Origin of the sequence: uncultured Selenomonas sp., from assembly GCF_963528755.1 — a bacterium.
GTDB lineage: Bacteria > Bacillota > Negativicutes > Selenomonadales > Selenomonadaceae > Selenomonas.
This window is the reverse complement of record NZ_CAURXA010000003.1, coordinates 238,667-256,512: the sequence shown is the minus strand read 5'-3', so window position 1 is coordinate 256,512 and position 17,846 is coordinate 238,667. Positions and strand designations below refer to the sequence as shown.

Annotated in this window: 13 protein-coding genes and 1 CRISPR repeat array; of the genes, 8 read left to right on the top strand and 5 right to left on the bottom strand. The window is 58.5% G+C overall.

Going from position 1 to position 17,846, the window contains the following annotated elements:
- The first annotated feature begins 14 nt into the window (after positions 1-14).
- From RWS31_RS05075 to RWS31_RS05050, 6 genes are read left to right on the top strand one after another with little or no spacing between them, the layout of a single operon-like run.
- Entirely contained in the window at positions 15-434 is a 420-nt protein-coding gene (locus RWS31_RS05075; protein ID WP_314596511.1) for a 4Fe-4S dicluster domain-containing protein, read from the top strand.
- Positions 427-930 (top strand): NADH-quinone oxidoreductase subunit J, encoded by a 504-nt coding sequence (locus RWS31_RS05070; RefSeq protein ID WP_314596510.1) that lies wholly within the window; start codon positions 427-429, stop codon positions 928-930. Before RWS31_RS05075 ends, RWS31_RS05070 begins: the two co-directional genes overlap by 8 nt.
- The gene (nuoK, locus tag RWS31_RS05065; RefSeq protein WP_314596509.1) at positions 927-1,238 is read left to right on the top strand and encodes an NADH-quinone oxidoreductase subunit NuoK; all 312 of its coding nucleotides are present in this window, start codon (positions 927-929) and stop codon (positions 1,236-1,238) included. The genes RWS31_RS05070 and nuoK overlap by 4 nt, the downstream gene beginning before the upstream one ends.
- Positions 1,239-1,249: 11 nt before the next feature.
- Complete coding sequence (gene nuoL, locus RWS31_RS05060) at positions 1,250-3,151, top strand: NADH-quinone oxidoreductase subunit L (RefSeq protein ID WP_314596595.1); 1,902 nt, start codon at positions 1,250-1,252, stop codon at positions 3,149-3,151.
- Positions 3,151-4,677 (top strand): NADH-quinone oxidoreductase subunit M, encoded by a 1,527-nt coding sequence (locus RWS31_RS05055; RefSeq protein ID WP_314596508.1) that lies wholly within the window; start codon positions 3,151-3,153, stop codon positions 4,675-4,677. Before nuoL ends, RWS31_RS05055 begins: the two co-directional genes overlap by 1 nt.
- A gap of 2 nt (positions 4,678-4,679) precedes the next feature.
- Positions 4,680-6,101 (top strand): NADH-quinone oxidoreductase subunit N, encoded by a 1,422-nt coding sequence (locus tag RWS31_RS05050; RefSeq protein ID WP_314596507.1) that lies wholly within the window; start codon positions 4,680-4,682, stop codon positions 6,099-6,101.
- An 890-nt stretch (positions 6,102-6,991) separates the two neighbouring features.
- Positions 6,992-7,325: a CRISPR direct-repeat array (repeat unit 37 nt; unit sequence GTTTCAATACCGCAAGCGGTATGAGGTCACATGTGAC).
- A gap of 1,014 nt (positions 7,326-8,339) precedes the next feature.
- On the opposite strand, the gene RWS31_RS05045 is transcribed toward RWS31_RS05050, so the two are convergent.
- Genes RWS31_RS05045 through RWS31_RS05025 form a run of 5 tightly spaced genes read right to left on the bottom strand, consistent with a single transcriptional unit; the run spans position 8,340 to position 14,724 of the window.
- The gene (locus RWS31_RS05045) at positions 8,340-9,287 is read right to left on the bottom strand and encodes a WYL domain-containing protein (protein WP_314596506.1); all 948 of its coding nucleotides are present in this window, start codon (positions 9,285-9,287) and stop codon (positions 8,340-8,342) included.
- Positions 9,262-10,548 carry a WYL domain-containing protein gene (locus RWS31_RS05040; RefSeq protein ID WP_314596505.1) on the bottom strand — a complete coding sequence of 429 codons (1,287 nt, stop codon included), beginning with the start codon at positions 10,546-10,548 and terminating at the stop codon, positions 9,262-9,264. The genes RWS31_RS05045 and RWS31_RS05040 overlap by 26 nt, the downstream gene beginning before the upstream one ends.
- A 12-nt stretch (positions 10,549-10,560) precedes the next feature.
- A complete protein-coding gene (locus RWS31_RS05035) occupies positions 10,561-12,438 on the bottom strand; it encodes a TM1812 family CRISPR-associated protein (protein ID WP_314596504.1) in 1,878 nt (625 codons plus the stop codon).
- A gap of 52 nt (positions 12,439-12,490) precedes the next feature.
- The gene (locus RWS31_RS05030) at positions 12,491-12,853 is read right to left on the bottom strand and encodes a CRISPR-associated protein (protein WP_314596503.1); all 363 of its coding nucleotides are present in this window, start codon (positions 12,851-12,853) and stop codon (positions 12,491-12,493) included.
- Positions 12,854-12,864: 11 nt separating this feature from the next.
- A complete protein-coding gene (locus tag RWS31_RS05025; RefSeq protein WP_314596502.1) occupies positions 12,865-14,724 on the bottom strand; it encodes a TM1812 family CRISPR-associated protein in 1,860 nt (619 codons plus the stop codon).
- An 832-nt stretch (positions 14,725-15,556) separates the two neighbouring features.
- On the opposite strand from RWS31_RS05025, the gene RWS31_RS05020 reads away from it, so the two are divergent.
- Together RWS31_RS05020 and RWS31_RS05015 are read left to right on the top strand one after the other, a co-directional pair.
- Positions 15,557-17,185 (top strand): Cas10/Cmr2 second palm domain-containing protein, encoded by a 1,629-nt coding sequence (locus RWS31_RS05020; RefSeq protein WP_314596501.1) that lies wholly within the window; start codon positions 15,557-15,559, stop codon positions 17,183-17,185.
- Positions 17,185-17,838, top strand: coding sequence for an RAMP superfamily CRISPR-associated protein (locus RWS31_RS05015; protein WP_314596500.1), 654 nt, complete (start codon positions 17,185-17,187; stop codon positions 17,836-17,838). The genes RWS31_RS05020 and RWS31_RS05015 overlap by 1 nt, the downstream gene beginning before the upstream one ends.
- Positions 17,839-17,846: the final 8 nt, after the last annotated feature.

The following is a 17,846-nucleotide window of genomic DNA, read 5'->3' as shown; positions in this document are numbered from 1 at the left end:
AGGAATGAGGAACTTTGTGGGGCAAAGGATTGATCAAGGGCCTCGACGTGACTTGGGGTCACTTCTGGGGCAAGAAGGAGACCGTTTCCTATCCCGAGGAAAAGATTCCGATGACCGAGCGCTTTCGCGGCGGACATCTGGCGATGGAGACGGAAAAGTGCATCTCGTGCCGTCTATGTGCGACGAGCTGTCCGAACAAGGCGCTCGACCTTCATATCGTGACGGACGAGGCGAAGAAGCGCCACATGGCGGAGTACTGGCACGACATCGGACGCTGCATCTATTGCGGTATATGCGTCGAGGTCTGCCCGACGCAGGCGATTACTTGGGACAAGAATTTTACGATTGCGACGTACTTCAAGGAGGATTTGAAGTACGATGCGGTGGCGGAAGAAAGGGAGAAAAAGAAGGAGGGGGGCGAGCCGCATGAGTGATTTCCTGAATGCAGGCGTCTTTTATCTCTTGGCGGCCGTCACGCTCGCGGGCGCACTCGGCGTGGTGCTCGCGAAGAAGCTCGTCCATGCGGCGCTCCTCCTGACCGTCACGTTCATCGGCGTCGCGTGCCTCTACTTCCAGCTCGGCGCGGACTTTCTCGGTGCGGCGCAGCTCATGATCTACGCGGGCGGCGTCGCCGTGCTCATCGTCTTGGGCGTCATGCTCACGCGCCATGCGCCGGGCGAGGAGACGAGTCCCGACAACGCGCGATGGTTCGCCGCGCCCGTCGCTGCCGCTCTCTTCTTCGCCGTCGTATTCTCGGCGGTCTATGTGACGCCGTTCGCGGAGGTCATGGAAGCGCCTGTCGGCAACTCGATTGAAAAGCTTGCCGACCTCATGCTCGGCGAGTATGTGATGACGTTCGAGCTGGCGGCGACGCTCCTTCTGGCGGCTCTCGTCGGCGCGATTGTTTTGGCAAAGGAGGAAGGACAATGAGCGTAGGACTTCTGCATTATCTCATGTTGGCGGCGATCCTCTTTTCCATCGGTCTCTTCGGCCTCATCCAAAAGAGAAATCTCATCGTCGTGCTCATGAGCATCGAGCTGATGCTGAATGCGGCGAATCTCAATCTCGTCGCGTTTAACCGCTTTCTGCCGGTCGATGCGCTCGAAGGTCAGCTCTTGGCCGTCTTCTCTCTGATGGTCGGCGCAGCGGAGATCGCCGTGGGGCTTGCGCTCGCGTTCCGCATCTACCATGACAGTCATACGATTTCACTTGATGCGCTGCAGCGCATGAAAGGCTAGGGGGTGGCATGATGTTTTCCTCTTTCGCCCTGCACCATGCGTGGCTCATACCGCTCCTGCCGGGAATCGCCTTCGTCCTCGCGGGCTTTCTGCGCGCCCTGCCACGCCTTGCGACGGCGCTCGTCGTTGCCGCAATCGCCGCGAGCTTCGCGCTCTCGGGCGGCGTCATCGCCGAGGTTTTACGGACGCCGATCACGGTAGAAGCGCCGTACGTCGCGAAGACCGCTTGGATGACGGTAGGCAGCCTCGTCCTGGAGATGGGCGTCCTCGTCGATCCCATCACGGCGATGATGCTCTTCGTCGTCACGACGGTATCGCTTTGCGTCGCCATCTATTCCGTTGGCTACATGAAGGACGATCCCGGTATGGGGCGCTTCTTCTCGTTCATCTCGCTCTTTGTCGCGTCGATGCTCGGGCTCGTGCTCGCGTCGAACTTCCTGCAGCTCTACGTCTTCTGGGAGGGCGTCGGACTCTGTTCGTACCTTCTGATCGGTTTTTACTATCAGCGCGTATCGGCGCGGGAGGCCGCGAAGAAGGCGTTCATCACGACGCGCGTCGGCGACTTCGGCCTGCTCCTCGGCATCCTGCTCTTGCAGATTCACTTCGGCACGCTCGACTTTCTGAACCTGCGCATGCTCGTGCCGCTTGAGGTCTTGACGCTCGGCACGGTATTCTTGACCGTCGCGGGCTTCCTCCTCTTCATCGGACCGATTGGAAAATCGGGCCAATTCCCGCTGCACGTCTGGCTGCCCGACGCGATGGAAGGCCCGACGCCCGTCTCCGCGCTCATTCATGCGGCGACGATGGTCGTCGCGGGCGTCTACCTCGTCGCGCGCGCCTACTTCATCTTCGCGGCTTCGCCCTTCCTCATGGATTTGATCGCATGGGTCGGCGGTTTCACGGCGATCTTCGCCGCGAGCATCGCCTTGACACAGCGCGAGATCAAGCGCATCCTCGCCTATTCGACGGTCAGCCAGCTCGGCTACATGATGCTCGCGCTCGGCGTCGGCTCGCTGACGGCCTCGATGTTCCATCTCATGACGCACGCCTTCTTCAAGGCGCTTCTGTTCCTCTCGGCGGGCGCCGTCATGCACGCGCTCGCCGACGAGGCGGACATCTTCCGCATGGGCGGGCTTTGGAAGAAGATGCCGTGGACGTTCGCCGTGATGACGATCGGCGTTCTCGCGATCGCGGGTCTGCCGCCTTTCGCGGGATTCTTCTCGAAGGACGAGATCCTCTTTGCGGCGGCGGAAGTCTCGACGCCGCTTTACGTCCTCGCGACCGTTACAGCTTTCATGACGGCGCTCTACATGGCGCGGCTGCTCTTCGTCGCCTTCCTCGGCGACTGCCGCACGGGCACGGCGTACCACGCGCACGAAGCGGGCTGGTGGATGCGCTTGCCGCTCCTCATCCTCGCGGCGCTCGCCGTCGTCAGCGGCTTTTTGGGTCATGCGTGGGGCTTCGGCTCTTGGGTCTACTTCGGGCACGCGCACGAGGGCGCGATCGATCCGACGGTCGCCGGCGTATCGACCGCTTTGACGCTCCTCGCGCTCGCCATCGCCTACCTCGTCTATGTGAAGAAGGCCGTTTCTGCCGATGCAATCGCAGAACGGCTCGGCATTTTCTACACACTCAGCTATCACAAATACTACATCGACGAGATTTATGCGGGGCTTCGCAAGGTCTTCGTCGACGGCTGCGGCAGGGTCTTCTACTGGATCGACATCTACATCGTCGACGGCATCGTGAACCTTCTCGCGCTTTTTGTACGCCTCTTGAGCGGCGTTCTCTCCTTCTTTGAGACGGGGCAGACGCAGTTCTATGCGACGGTCGTCATCGTCGGCGCTGTCCTGCTCGCGCTTCTGGGTGTTTACTGTGCGGGCGGCACAGCTTTCGTGGGAGGTGGCTTCTGATGGACTTTCCCGTTTTGTCGGTCATCCTGCTCACGCCTTTGGCGGCGGCGCTTTTCCTTTGCTTCTTGAACCGCGAGTCGCGCTCCGCCATCCGCATCGTGGCAGCTGCCGCCATGGCCTTTTCGTTCGCGCTTTCCGTTTGGGCGTACTTCGGCTATGACCTCGCGGCGGGCGGCATGCAGTATACGGAGCGCGTGCCGTGGATTACCGATCTCGGCGTTTCCTACGCGCTCGGCGTCGACGGCATCTCCTTGCCGCTGCTCCTCTTGACGGAGCTGATCGGCGTGTCGGCGGTCTTTTCCTCGTGGCATGTCGAGGAGCGCTCGAAGGAGTTCTTCATCCTGCTGCTCATCTTGATCGCAGGCGTCACGGGCACCTTCGTCGCCAACGATCTCTTCATCTTCCTCTTGTGCTACGAGGTCGTCGTCATCCCGATCTACATTCTCGTCATTCTCTTCGGCTCGACGAAGCGCGTGACGAAGGAATACGCGGGCATGAAGCTCACGATCTACCTGCTGCTCGGCTCGGCATTCCTGCTCGTCGGTGTCGTCTGGCTCTACCTCACGGCGTTCCCCGCAGGAAGCCGCACGTTCGACATGCAGATGCTCGCGCTCGCGGCGCAAGGAGGACACTTCAGCCCGGGCTTCCAGATCGGCGCGTTCTTACTGCTCCTCATCGGCTTCGGCTCGCTGCTTTCTATGTTCCCGTTCCACAGTTGGTCGCCCGACGGCTACGCGGGCGCGCCGACGGCGGTGTCGATGATTCATGCGGGCGTTCTGAAGAAGATCGGCGGCTACGGCCTCATCCGCATCGGGCTTCTCGTGCTGCCTTTGGGCGCGAAGTTCTGGGCGCCCTTGATCGCGTTCCTCGCGATGTGCAACGTGCTCTATGCCGCTTACATCGCGCTCGTGCAGAAGGATTTGAAGTACGTCGTCGGCTATTCGTCGGTGTCGCACATGGGCTATGTGCTCTTGGGCTTCGCGGCACTGAATGTCGTCAGCGTCTCGGGCGCGGTTGCCAACATGGTGGCGCACGGCGTGATGAGCGCACTCTTCTTCGCGATGATCGGCTTCATCTACGAAAAGACGCATCTTCGCACGGTTGACGATCTCAAGGGGCTTGCCTACCAGATGCCGCGCCTTGCGACGGGCTTCATGCTCGCGGGCATGGCGTCCTTGGGACTGCCGGGACTCATCGGCTTTGTGCCGGAGTTCACGATCTTCGTCGGCGTATTCGCCGAGTTCCCGATTCTCGCGGTGCTCGCCATCGCCGGCATCATCTTCACGGCGCTCTATGTGCTGCGGCTTCTCGCCAAGGTGCTCTTCGGTCCGGCGGACAAGAAGTTCGACGCGTACCGCGACATGCGCGGCGCGGAGCTTGTGCCGCTCGTGCTCCTGGGCGTCGCTCTCGTGGGCTTCGGCGTGTTTCCGCATCTCCTACTGGGGCTGATTTCGACGGGGACGGGGCCTTTGCAGCCAATGCTTGACCAGTTGAGCCGGATCGGCTTCTTTTTAGGGGGGGACTGAGCATGGATTTTTCAGCAATCGGCATGGAGCTTGGTCTTCTTGCGCTCGCCCTGCTCCTCTTGGCGATGGGCGTGCTGCTGCCGAAGAAGGAATCGCGCACGAGTCTCGCGGCGATTTCGGTCGTCGCGCTTCTCGCGCTCTTCGCCTACGGCTTTTCCTTTTATCGGGGCGGCGAGGCGGCGTCCTTCTACGCGGGGCTTTACGTCGTGGACAATTACGCCGTCTTCTTCAAGCAGCTCTTCCTCTTGAGCGCGGCGCTCGTCGTGCTATTTTCGAGCGACTATGTCGAAAGGCTTCTGCGCTCTCGTGCGGAGTTCTACGCGATCCTCGTCTTCGCCGTGCTCGGCATGTGCGTCATGGCTTCGGCAAACGACTTCCTCACGTTCTACATCGGGCTGGAGCTTATGACGATCTCCTTCTATGTGTTCGTCGGACTCCGCCAGCGCGATGCGCTTTCGAGCGAGGCGGCGATCAAGTACCTCGTCTTGGGCGCGGCGGCGTCGGCGATCCTCTTCTTCGGCGTCAGCTTCATCTACGGCGCGGCGGGCAGCCTGCGCTTTGCGGCGGTCGTGAGCAGCCCGCAGCTCTTCACGCCGCTCGGCATCGTCGGCATGGCGCTCGTCTTTGCCGGCATCTTCTTCAAGCTGTCGATGATACCGTTCCACATGTGGGCGCCCGACGTCTACGAGGGAGCGCCCGCGCCTGTCGCCGCGCTCCTCGCCATGGGGTCGAAGGCGGCGGCTTTCGCCGTTCTCCTGCGCCTTGTCTTGGCGGTATTCCCGCCGTTGGGCGGCATGTGGCTCTCGCTGCTGGCCATTCTCGCCGCCGTCTCGATGGTCGGTGGCAATGTCATGGCGATCGTGCAGGACGACGTGAAGCGCATGCTCGCATATTCTTCCATCGCGCAGGTCGGCTACATGCTCGTCGGCGTCGTCGCGGCGGATGCGGCGGGCATGAAGGCGCTGCTCTTCTACCTCGCGCTCTACGCCTTTGCGAACATCGGCGCTTTCGCCGTGCTGACCGCCGTCGAGGCGCAGCGCGGCAAGCCCGACATGGCGAACGTCGCGGGACTCGCGAGAACTGCGCCCGTCCTCGCCGCCGTCATGACGATCTCGCTGCTCTCGATGGCGGGCATCCCGCCGACGGCGGGATTTGCCGGGAAGCTCTACCTCTTCACGGCGGTCGTCGATCAGGGCGGCCTGTGGCTCGCCTTCGTCGGCTTCATCATGTCGATGATCTCTGTCTACTACTACTTGCTCGTCGTCAAGGCGATGTACCTCGGCGAAGGCCCGAAAGAACCCGTAAAGGTTTCCGGCGCACTTCGCGCCTGCGTCCTCGTGAGCGTCGCCCTGACGCTCGCCCTCGGCGTCTATCCCGAGCCTTTGGCGAACCTCACGAACTTCGTGGCGGCGACGTTCTTTTGACGGACGGGGAGAAAACAGCCCTGCGGCTTGTGCCGCAGGGCTGTTTTGCTTGGGGAGGATGCGAAAGGATGGCGATGGATGGATAGGGGCAGACGGACTTACAGCAGATGATGCGCCTTTGCCGTCCGCTCTTTCCCTTACGTATCGTATATTATTTCACAGCAAGAAATACAGCCAGCTTCATCTGCAACAAAAAAAGCCGCCCTGCACGGTGCAGGACGGGGAAGGGCATCAGTCATCGAAAAGGTCACAGATCTGCCTGCCGGCAGCGACGCCGGCGATGAAGGCTTGCACGACGACCGGAACAGGGAACATAGGGAACACCTCCTTTCAGGGAATATGGAACAGAACTTCCAAGGCTAGAAAACGACGCACGAGGGGTAACGATGCGGGAACGGCGGCCTCATGCACATATTTGTCACCTCCTTTGCGGGTTTGTGTCATAGGTCAGCTGCTGCGGGCGATACGGTAAATAATGTACGAGCCGAGCCCTGCTGCAAATGCGAGCGGCATAGGGAACACCTCCTTTCACATGAATCGCGGTCATATCATCAGCATCGGACAAAAGACTTCGGGGAATCGAACTTCGCTCATCATACACACCTCCCAGATAACATATCAGACCATCTCATTTCGCACATGGCGGACATACATAAGAATCTCCGGCGGGGATTATAGAACTTCGTTTCACTTGAGTTGTGAGGCCGTGTTTCCCGAGGGCGACCTCTTGAGCTAATTATACGAAAGATCGGGTCATCATGCGTGTCAAAAAAAGTGCGAATATGGAACGTCGGACAAAGTTTCGCCACCGCCCTTTCGCATGGAGAGGAAAGGGGAAACAACGCTTCAAGGCAGCCAAAAAAGAGAGCCGTTCGGCTCTCTTTTTTGTGTATGGCAAACCGCAAGCGGTATGAGGTCACATGTGACCCGATTGGCAGGTTCTTCGCGGGGCTTTTCTCCTACTTCGTTTCAATACCGCAAGCGGTATGAGGTCACATGTGACGTATCATTTACGAGGAGGAATAAGTAATGAAAGTAAAGGTTTCAATACCGCAAGCGGTATGAGGTCACATGTGACCAGAAACAAATAATCCAAATAATAAAACCAAAGTCGTTTCAATACCGCAAGCGGTATGAGGTCACATGTGACTAACATGTAAAGGCCTCGACGTACATCCCCATTGTCTGTTTCAATACCGCAAGCGGTATGAGGTCACATGTGACTCTGTGTCTGGGAGGCCGCAGAAACAGAAGGCTCAAATCATGGTTTTGGAAAACCTCCTCGAATCCGAACATGTGCTCGCACTTTTTCGGCTGTCATCACATACCTATCGAGTATGTGATGGCCCAGCCAAGCCTTATATAGCAAGGCTTGCGGCGATTCGAGGAAAATTGGAAAACCCGCCCCGTTTTTTCGCCTCTAGGAGGTTTTCCATTTTTTATACTCTAGCATGGTTTTTCACATTTGTCAAACATATCTAAGAAGCAAAATCGCAATGGGAAGATAATCGGACGAGCACATATAGCCGCACCATCGCGACAAGAAATGCCAACGGCTTCGGCTGCAAAAAAAAGCCCTGCACGGATGCAGGACGAAGAGAAGCGTCAGTCATCGAAGAGATCACAAATCTGCCTGCCAGCAGCAGCACCGGCGATAAAGGCTTGCACAACGACCGGAATAGGGAACATACGGATCACCTCCTTTATGAATCAACATCGTATATCAGAAATGGAGAAACTAATCAAGAAGCGTGGGGCTTTCCGGCAGAGGTCGACCAAACATGACAGCACCTCCTTTCAGTGGCAGATATGGAACAGAACCTCTAAAAGCTAAAACACGACGAACGGGGGATACCGATGCGGAAACGGTGGCCTTACGCACATATTTATCACCTCCTCAAACCTTGCAAACGGGTCAGCTGCTCCTGGCGATGCGGTAGACGATGTACGAGCCGAGTCCTGCGGCGAATGCGATTGGCATAGGGAACACCTCCTTTCACATGAATCACTGACCCATCATCGGCATGGGGCAAAACACTTCGGGAAAATGAACTTCGCTCATCATACTGCAACACCTCCCATACAACATACCGTACTCTCTCATTCCGCACATGGCGTTCATACATAGGAATCTTCGACATCCATTACGGGAAATTCGCTTTGTTCAATTCGTGAGGCTCATATTCCCGTAGGCGAGCTCACAAGTCAATTATAGTCGAAAGCAGGCGATCGTATGTGTCAAAAAAAGTGCGAGCATTCATCGCGCAGGACGGCGATGATCTCTTGGCGCATCTTTTTAGGCGCGAGGACGACAGCGGCGGAGCCGAGCGAGAGAATCTGCTCGATCATTTCCTGCTTATCGAAGTCGTAGTAGAAAACCGTGAGCGTGTAGACGCCGCTCTCCTCGTCGAAAGCCGCTTCCTTGTCGTAGGGCGCGAAGAGGCAGAATGCGCGCTCGACGGCGTTGTTCTTCGGCGCGAGGCGCAAGGTCACGGAGCGCCGCCTCGCCGCGAGGAAGGCGCAGAACTTCTCTTCCACATCGCGCGGCACAGGCTCTTCCAAGGCGCGAATCTCCTCGATGCGCGAGAAGTTCATCTTGACGGCTCGTCCCTCGTCCACGAGCCAGACGATGGCGCGGCAGCGGTTCTCCTCGGCGTCGTATTCGAGGCGGCACGGCGCGGCTTTGCTCTCATGGCACATGCCCCGTGCATCGACGTTGCGGCAGAAGATCATGCGCCCCCCTGCAAGCGCGCGCCAAAATTCGCCGAGAGGCTCTTCCGCGAGGCGCACGTCATCGCCCCTGCCGCGCAGGACGCGCCAGACCTCCTGCGGATAGGCGCGAATCTCAGCAAGGCGTGAGAGCAGTTTCCCGCGCAGTTCGTTCGCCAAGAGGAAGGCGGCACTTTCGTCTTCGAGCATGGTCTTGAGCCAGCGAAGTTCGGCCTTTGTCGGCGGCAGACGCACAGGCTTTTCCAGAAAAAGCTCCGCTTCGCCGTTCGGCGAGAAGGAGAACATCGTCTCGATGAGTTCCTCATGTCGCGAAGTGTCCACGGGATCGAGCGGCTGCAGGCGGCGCAAGACATCCTTGCGTGTCAGCTTCGCCCCCGCGTGAATCTCATTGATGACACCGACGAGCGAATGAAAGAGCGCCGAATGAAGCTCATGAAAGAGTGGGGTATTCGCCATAATTTTCCAGCGCCTCCTCCAAATCCTCTTTGAGTCTCTCCGCAAGGTGCGGCGACTGCGGCAGCGAGACGTGCGCGAGCGGCCAGAAGGTGCGCAGCCACGGCAGGAGACTTCGTGCATCCGCGATCTTGAGCCGCACGCTGAGCCGCCCGTCCGCCTCTTCGAGCACCGCTTCGGAAAATCGCGCGAGGATGCGTCCCTTCACCGCTGCGCCCGCCGTCTCCCCCTTCGGGAAGAAGTCGATGCAAAGTTCAGGCTCCTTCACGGCGATCTTCGGCAGAGCGCCCGCCCACACCCTGCCCGTGCGCACCTTCTGCATGAGGTCGAGACGAAACATCTGACTGCCCTGCGCGCGCCTGCCGCCTTTCGCGGGCAGACGAGCCGCGAGCACATAGCGGCGTCCCGCATACATATCGCTGACGAGCCGAAGCGGCACGACGCGCAGCTTGCGTCTTTCCCTGCCGTAAACGAACGTCATCTCGCGCCGCTCCTCCAAGCATGTCAGACATTGAAAGACCACCTCGTCGTCGAGAAGGTGCGCCGTCGCCCTATGCTTGAACTGAGCAAGCGGTTTTGTCTCTTTTTCCTGCCCGCCGCGCTGCAAAGCGTCCTCAAGGAAGCAGCCAGGCAGGGAAAACTGCGTCATGGCGCGATAGAACGAAGCGGCGCGGCAGAGCGAAGCCGCCTCTTCGGGCGAGAGCCGCGCCAGAGGCTCGTCCGCCAGGCGATAGAGGAAACGCCCGTTTTCCTCCGTCTTGCAGACGACGCCCTGCTCTTCGAGATCCTGCAGATAGCGCTGCACCGTCCTGCGGCTGAGATCCTCCAGGCCCGCTGGAATCGCCTTTCCCGACATCAGCTCGTACTCGAAGATCGTCGTCACATCGAGCGCCTCTTTCGCCGCGCCGAGAATCTGCAGCAAGCCGATGAGGCAGAAGGCGGTCGTATTCTTCAACGCCTTGATGCGGTAGGTGTAGGCGAGAAAATCATCGGTGATGCGGTAGGAATCGCCTTCGAAGCGGAAGATCTCGCGCCGCCCTTGGCGCGAGGATTGGAGGCTTCCTTCGGGCAGGAAGAAGCGCAGACGCGCCATGTTCTCCTCATAGGCGCGCGCACTCTGCCCCAGACGCTCGACGAGGAACGACTTGTGATAGCAGCCGTAGGAGATGTAGCGCAGGAGCGGCCGCACGGTGTCGTAGTCGCCGATGAAGCGGTTGGCGGCGGTGCTTTCCCGGCGGTTTTTCGTTTCAGTCCCTGTACGCATGACGGCCCCCTGTCAAAGCTTTTCGAGCAACGGCAGCGCTTCTTTGAAAAGCTTCATCAGTTCGCTCGCCCCGTCCGGCGCACTGTCCTCGCTCGCATGGTTGCTCTGATTGCGCTCCTCTTTGAGCTTGTAGTAGATGGCAAGAAGGTCATAAAGCTCCTGTGAGAGATGGCAGATGATCTTGCCCTGCTCAGCCCAATTACGAACGGAAAATATGCCCTTCGTCCCGGGGAGAAGGGAAACATTGGAAAAAACAGACTCTGTGACATCCGATCCCATATTGTTACGAATGAAGCCTGTGAGCATCTTGAGTTTCTGCCCGCCATATTTCTGGGTACGGAACTTCTCCCGCCACTCCTTCTTCAAGGAGTTTCGCTCAGCCTCATTCGCTCCCTTCGGCACACCGATCTGCTTATCGCATAGGGCATCGACCAGCTTCTCCCACACGGGATCTGCAGGATCTTTTCCGCTGAAATCTTGCGGCTTCTTGCGCCATGTAAGGAACTTCTCGTAAACCTCATGCACGCCTGCTTCATTTTCCAGAAGAAGACTCCCGTATGCTCTCTCCCGCCAGAAGCCTACCGCAGGCTCTTTGGCGATACGTTTGTGCAGCTGTGTTTCCCAGCCGTTTTCCCCGAAAAACGCAGTCTCCTTTCCTTCCAGAGCGTCCGCTATGATCATTTGCATGATCTTCGGATATGCTTTCTTCGCACTGTCCAGGAAAGCGTCAACTTGCCCCATGCCTTTCTTTTCCGCATACTCCGCCAGAAGATAGAAAATCGTGCTGCGCTTGTCACCCTTCTTCTGCGTCGTCTGCACCTCCGCGGCAAATTCGGGCGAAAGCTGCAGGACGTCGCGCTCCTTCAAGATCTCAGGCACACGCTCGGTGAAGAGCGTCAGCGCCTGCTGCAAATAGCCGTGCTTCACGCACCAGCGCAGGAGTTTCACGTCGTCGATCTTGTCGCCGAGAATGTCCCTGTATTCCTCCTCGACACGGAAGCGGAGCTGTGCGATCATGCTCTCGTTGATGTCCGCGCCGTCTGCTTCACTGCCTTCGCGGAACTCCTTCAGAGCCTTGGAAAGCTCCTCGACGGCATGAGCGAACGCGCCGTAGTGGCAGACCTTGATCTCCTCCGCGAAGCCGTGCATAGCGAGAAGAAGTCGGTGCAGACGCTCGGAAATATGCGGTGGCCTTGCGAGAATCTTCTTGTCGTAGCCGAAGTAGCGCAGGATGGCGGAAACGCTGCCGAACTGCGCGAACTCGTCCGCGCCCGCGATAAGGTCGAAGATGCCGTAGACGTCGTTCACCTCTTCCACGATTTTCAAGCCCATGTTTGAGTACAGAACCTTGCCGATCTCAATACCGTTGTACTGCAAAAGGCGCATGACGGCAAACATCAGCATGACGGCATGGCGCGGTCCGCCCGTGAGGTCGGCATGAAGCACGACCGTATCGCCCTGTGCCTTCTTCACCTCCGCATAGTCCATGATGCGCTCTGCCATTTCCAATACGAAGCGTCTCGTTTCGGAAATCGGCATTCTCGCATCATAGGGAACAACTTCGATAAATCCCGATTCCTCAACGCAAGGCAGAACATCCGTCAGACGCTTCTTGAAATAGCCGAAATGCGTGACGCCTGCATCGACATCCGGCGAAGGCTGTTCAATCTCGATGGGTTCTTGAACCTTTTTCGTTGCAAAAAGGAACATCTTATCCAGCGAGATGTTCCTGTCACCATCCTTTGAAAGCAGGAGATGACGCACCGCTGACTCGTTCGTCACGCCGCAGTCGCCAATATCGCCCGCATATTTCACCATCGACACCCGCTCCGGGTGGCTGCGATCCGTCTTTACGTCGCTCAACATAAGAAGCATGATATGATGCCGCATATTTCTTCCTCCCCCATGATGTTCCCCTACGGACAAAGACTCTCCCGGCAGCTTACCGATACTCGCGAAAACGCGTGAAGACGAAGCGGCTGATCTTTCGCACCGATCCGTCCTCTGCCTGCTCCTCGACCGCTTCTCTCCGGCTTGCCGCCGCGAGGACGGTCACGCCCGCCGCACGCAGGAGGTTCACGAGATGATAGACGTAGGTGAACTCGCCCTGACACAATACGGCGCTAGGCGTCTTCTCAATGATTCTCGCGGCACTCTCCTCAGCGAGCTTCGCGACGCGCTCCTCGTCCCAATCCGCTCCGATGTCGGGAAACGGCAGATCCTCGATCTCACCCCAGGCGTGCGCAGCCTCTTTTTGTGCCGCCGGCCACTTCGCCGAAGCGTGGTTTGTATGGTTGATGAACATGCTGCTTCCCCCTATGCTTTCCTGAGTTTTTCGATGTAGGAGGCGATCTCTTCTTCCAGCCGATCATTTTCCAACGCGCCTTGATTTCTGCGAGCCGTAGGTGCGTTTTCAGCAGCGTGGTTCGTATCGTTGCGGCCTTGACGGATGAAAAAGAAGCCGCGCAAAAACGCGACGGCTTCCTCCGTCGTCTTCTGCGTATACATCAAAAGTTTCCCATGGCCCGACAGCATCCTGCGATAGCAAGCTTCCCGGCGCAGCCATTTCTCTTCGGGAGATTCCTGCTTCTTCGCGGTGCGTCTCTTTTTAGACGGCGGCTCTTTTCCGGCGCATGCCTCTTCACACTTCCTGCCGTCTATGCCCAGCGCCGTGAAAATATCCTCATTCGATCTGACTGCCAGACGCGTCAGAATGTCCTCGTAAACAAAGCGTTTATTCTTCGATGGACGCAAAATGGCGATGGCGCGATCAATGACCGAATTGCGCGTGCGGAATCCCATCTGCCGCAAGTCATAGTTCCGCCATTTGGAGGCGATTTCATCGTAAGCGGCAAAAAAACTTTGCACGCCTTGTTTCATCTCCGGCGGCAAGTCCTCGACCCTTGTGCGAACTCCGCTGCTCAGTATCGTGCGAAGGAGGTTCGTCATTTCCTTGAAGGAAGCGTTGCGGAAATCTCCTTCTGGAACAGGTATCGTCGGCGGTTTCACTTCTTTGCTCTCCGTCACCTGGCCATACGAATTGATGAACTCCTGCTGCCAGCTCCGCATTCCCGCGCCGGAATCGCCGCGCTCTTGGCATTGCTCGATGACTTCTTCATCCTCCGTATAGCAGATCTTCTTCTCCACCAAGATCGCCGGAATCCACTCCGTGCAGAGCGTCATTGCCTGCTGCAGGAATTTCTTCTGCACACACCATGCGATGATGTCGAGGCGGCGATCCGATTTCTCACCCGATGCATTCTTGATGACAGAGCCGTATTCCCCCTCGATGACGCCGAGGATGTGCGAGAACATCTCCTCCTCGATGGAAACGGGCTTCGCCTGCCGAAAGGCGCGGATCTTCTCGGCGAGATCGGCCATCTCGTCTTCAATGACGCTCGTGCGGCAGATGCGTATGGCGTCAGAAAAGCGCCGCATGGCGGCAAAAAGTGCGGAAAAATCCTCGCTGTGGCGCGAACTGCGGCTGAAATACTCCTCCAGCGCTTGCACGCTGCCGTACTTCTGGAACTCGTCCGCACCCGCGACGAGGTCGAACATGCTTCGAATGTCGTCCGTCAGATGAACGCGGCTCTCTCCGCCTCGAACGAAGTCCGAATATACGACATGCCCCATGCGGATGCCCATGTACTTCGACAACTGCATGACGACGAGCAGCATCAGCGCCGCATAGCGAAAGCCGCCCGTCATATCGGCATGAAGGACGACCTCTGCCTCAGGCTTTTCTTCGCGCACGCGCTCGGCAAAGGCGCGGACACGCTCCGCGATGCCCGCAATGCTGCGCATCGAGTCCTCGATGCCCATCTTCGAATATTCGATGTCTTCGAATACCTGTGAAAGCTCCGAATATTTGCACACGCTCTGCGCCTTCAAAAGCTCGACGGCGGACATCGACTCAGAACGGTATTTCTCCATCAGCGCCAGCCAGTCCGCCGTATCCCGCTGCACTCTCTCTCGAGCTTGATCCGTCTCGATCAGAATGATCTTCGCAAGGCCGCCTTCCTCCTGCAGCAGAGACTGCAGCTGGCAAACGGCAGCCTCGTTCGTCTGCATGCATGAAAATATCTCTTTTGCATCGACGCTCCGATATTCGACGTTCGAGGGCTTCTGCGTCAACTGGCTCACGAAGGCCACCATTACATGAACATTTTTCGTCATCGAATCCCTCCCTCTCAAAAATCTCGTCCGCAAGTGTATTTCCGTCAGTCTGTCTGCATTGTTGAAGATGTTGCGGAAAACAGAGTCCCGTATGCACGCTGCGGTTTCCTCATAGAACTGCACCTTTGTCACATTATACTATAAGCCGCGCCACCCGAACAAGGAATGCCGGCGGCTTCGGCTGCAATAAAAAATGCCCTGCACGGATGCAGGACGAGGCGCGTACTCCCGCGAGCGGCCTCTTTGAGTCTATTCTAGTCGAGAGGAGACGCTTCTGCGTGTCAAAAAAAGTGCGACCATTGGAAGCGATGGGGCTGCTTCGAAGCAGGCATACAAAAAGAGAGCCGAACGGCTCTCTTTTTGTATGGCAAACCGCAAGCGGTATGAGGTCACATGTGACGGAAAGCCATTTGGGAGGAGGTTCGTCGTTTCGGCTTGTTTCAATACCGCAAGCGGTATGAGGTCGCATGTGACGAAGCAGCCAACCCCGTCCGCCCCCTCCACCCACCAGTTTCAATACCGCAAGCGGTATGAGTTCATATGTGACGAGACCTACACGCCATCTCGATGTTCTACGGCATACTCGTTTCAATACTGCAAGCAGTATGCGATCACATGTGAACATGTGTCCGGGAAGCCGCAGAAACAAAAGGCTCAAATGCGATTTCTCATTTTCCGTAATGTAGCATGACTCTGGCTCTTTGTCAAATCCGAATCTTCATTTCTCTCGCGCTTTCTATCACTGGAGAAATATTTCTTCTCATTTAGGCAGGAATTTTCCTCAATCGCACGAATATTAAAAGTGAATAAATTCCGTAAAGGAGGCTTTTTGATGGAGCTGAAAGCACTGCTTTTCGACACACGCTCGATTCAGAAGTACATCTTTTCCAGCAGCCGTCTCAAGACGCAGATCGGCGCTTCCTATCTCGTCGACCGCGTCTTTGACGATGTGCTGCTTCCCGTCATCCGCGAGGTCTGCGGCGCGGCAGAGCTTGACGATGCGACTTGGCGCGAGGTCGCCTCGCCCGACTGGACGGCTATGCCGCAGAAGGCGCGTGTCGCCTACATCGGCGGCGGCAACGCGATGATTCTGCTGCGAGCCGATGCAGGCGAGGCTGCGGCGGAGATCGTGCGCCGCTTCTCGAAGGAACTTCTCGTGCGCTGCCCGGGGCTGCAGACGGGAGCCGCCATCGGTACGGTCGATCTCGCACCCGACGGCAGCTGGCTGTCCAAGACGGCGAACCGCACCGCGCTCGTCTTGAAGCTCAAAGAGCAGCAGAACACCGCATTTCCTCGGACGACGATTCCCTACACGGGTCTGACGCTCGCCGCCGACGGCACGGACGAGACGGCGACCTCCTACGATGCGAACCGCAAGCGCTATATTGCAGAGAGCGAGGCGGCGAAGCTGCGCGTCGCGACGCCGCGTCCTGAGGGCGGCGCATTGCGGCCGGCCAGAGCGGAGCAGGCTCTTTTGGAGAAGCTCACGGGCGTCCTCACGGACGAGGAGAAATCGCGCTTCATGGAAAACGCGGTGTTTCCGAGCGAATTGGACAAGCTCGGGCAGAAGGAGACAGAAAATTACATCGCCGTCGTTCATATCGACGGCAACAACATGGGCAAGAAATTCGCCGATCTTGCGACGCTTTCCGACTACAAGAATAAGTCGCAGGAGATCTGCACGGCGACAACCCGCGCCTTTGCCGAGCTTGTCCTCTCCATGAAAGAGGACAGCTTCCCCTTCCTCGCGCAGAGGAAGGATGACGAAAAGCGCCGCTATCTGCCCGTGCGCCCGCTGATCCTCGGCGGCGACGACATGACCTTCGTCTGCGCGGCGAAGGTCGCCTTCGACTGCACGGCGTTCATCATGAAGTCGCTGCTGGAAAAGGGCGTCGATACATGCGCGGGCGTCGCGATCCTGCCGACCGCCTATCCCTTCTTCCGCGGCTACGAGATCGCCGAGCAGCTTTGCGACTCGGCAAAAGGGCGCATGAGAAAGCTTGCGAACGAGCGCGAGGGTCGGCGTGAGGAAGCGAGCTGCTGGCTCGACTTCCTGCGTCTGCACGGCGAGCAGGCGCCGACACTCGCCGAGATCCGCCGCCAAGAGTACCGCGCGGCGCTCGGCAGCCTGCATTTCGGCCCGTACCGCATCGACGGCGAATCCCACTACGCTTTCGCCCGGCTGCGCGACCTCGCCGAAGGCCTCGCGAAGAGCCTGCCGAGCGGCAAGCTCAAGGACCTGCGCGCCGTCCTGCAGCACGGGGAGCACGAGGCAGAAAAGTACCTCGAGCAGATCCGCCACGATGGCTACGCTCTGCCGCAGCCTGCGGGCTGGGAGGCCTACGCCGCGCATCTTTGGCAGGAACACGGCGGCCGTATGCGAACGCCGTTTGTCGAGGCGATCGAGCTGCTGGAATTTTTGCCGCCGAGGAACGCACACGAAGGAAAGGAGGCGTCATGATGGCTCGCTACACCCTGCGCATCGAAGCGCTCTCGCCGCTCGCACTGACCTCGGGCAAGGCGGACGTGACGCTCGACTCCGCCATCGTGCACGACAAGTACGGCATTCCGCTCTTCCCGGCCAAGCGGCTTCGCGGGCTTCTCTATGAGAGCGCCGTCGAGGTCGCGGAGATGGCGGAGCTTTCGGGACGCGGTTTTCTCACGCGCCGGACGGTCGCGGAGCTTTTCCGCCACGTCGAAGGTCAAGACTCTCTCGTGCGCCTCTCGCTGCACGACCTTCATCCCGAGGGCTACGAGGAACTGAGCGCGGATCTCGCCTATTTGATGGCACGCTACGAGGCGGCGCTCTCGCCGCTCGACGTCCTCGAAGAGTACACTGCCGTGCGCTTCCAGACGGAGATCGACAAGGAGAGCGGCACGGCTCGCGACAATTCGCTGCACAACATGCAGGCCGCGCTCGCCGACGATCTCGTCTTCTGCGGCGAGATCACGCTGACGGGCGGCGAGACGCGCCACGCCGAAGCGCTCGCGCTCGCCTGCGCCAACCTGCGCACGGCGGGACTCAAGCGCAACCGCGGCTTCGGCAAGATCCGCTGCACGCTTTCGGGCGGCGAGGAGCTTCTCTTGGCGGCGCTCGGAAAGGATGTGGGCTAATTGAAAGA

Bases quoted from the DNA above. Each gene is read 5' to 3' on its own strand.
- RWS31_RS05030 (WP_314596503.1), bottom strand. From the start codon at position 12,853: ATGTTCATCAACCATACAAACCACGCTTCGGCGAAGTGGCCGGCGGCA.
- RWS31_RS05015 (WP_314596500.1), top strand. From the start codon at position 17,185: ATGGCTCGCTACACCCTGCGCATCGAAGCGCTCTCGCCGCTCGCACTG.
- RWS31_RS05055 (WP_314596508.1), top strand. From the start codon at position 3,151: ATGGACTTTCCCGTTTTGTCGGTCATCCTGCTCACGCCTTTGGCGGCG.
- RWS31_RS05050 (WP_314596507.1), top strand. From the start codon at position 4,680: ATGGATTTTTCAGCAATCGGCATGGAGCTTGGTCTTCTTGCGCTCGCC.
- nuoK (WP_314596509.1), top strand. From the start codon at position 927: ATGAGCGTAGGACTTCTGCATTATCTCATGTTGGCGGCGATCCTCTTT.
- RWS31_RS05040 (WP_314596505.1), bottom strand. From the start codon at position 10,548: ATGCGTACAGGGACTGAAACGAAAAACCGCCGGGAAAGCACCGCCGCC.
- RWS31_RS05035 (WP_314596504.1), bottom strand. From the start codon at position 12,438: ATGCGGCATCATATCATGCTTCTTATGTTGAGCGACGTAAAGACGGAT.
- RWS31_RS05025 (WP_314596502.1), bottom strand. From the start codon at position 14,724: ATGACGAAAAATGTTCATGTAATGGTGGCCTTCGTGAGCCAGTTGACG.
- RWS31_RS05020 (WP_314596501.1), top strand. From the start codon at position 15,557: ATGGAGCTGAAAGCACTGCTTTTCGACACACGCTCGATTCAGAAGTAC.
- RWS31_RS05070 (WP_314596510.1), top strand. From the start codon at position 427: ATGAGTGATTTCCTGAATGCAGGCGTCTTTTATCTCTTGGCGGCCGTC.
- RWS31_RS05045 (WP_314596506.1), bottom strand. From the start codon at position 9,287: ATGGCGAATACCCCACTCTTTCATGAGCTTCATTCGGCGCTCTTTCAT.
- nuoL (WP_314596595.1), top strand. From the start codon at position 1,250: ATGTTTTCCTCTTTCGCCCTGCACCATGCGTGGCTCATACCGCTCCTG.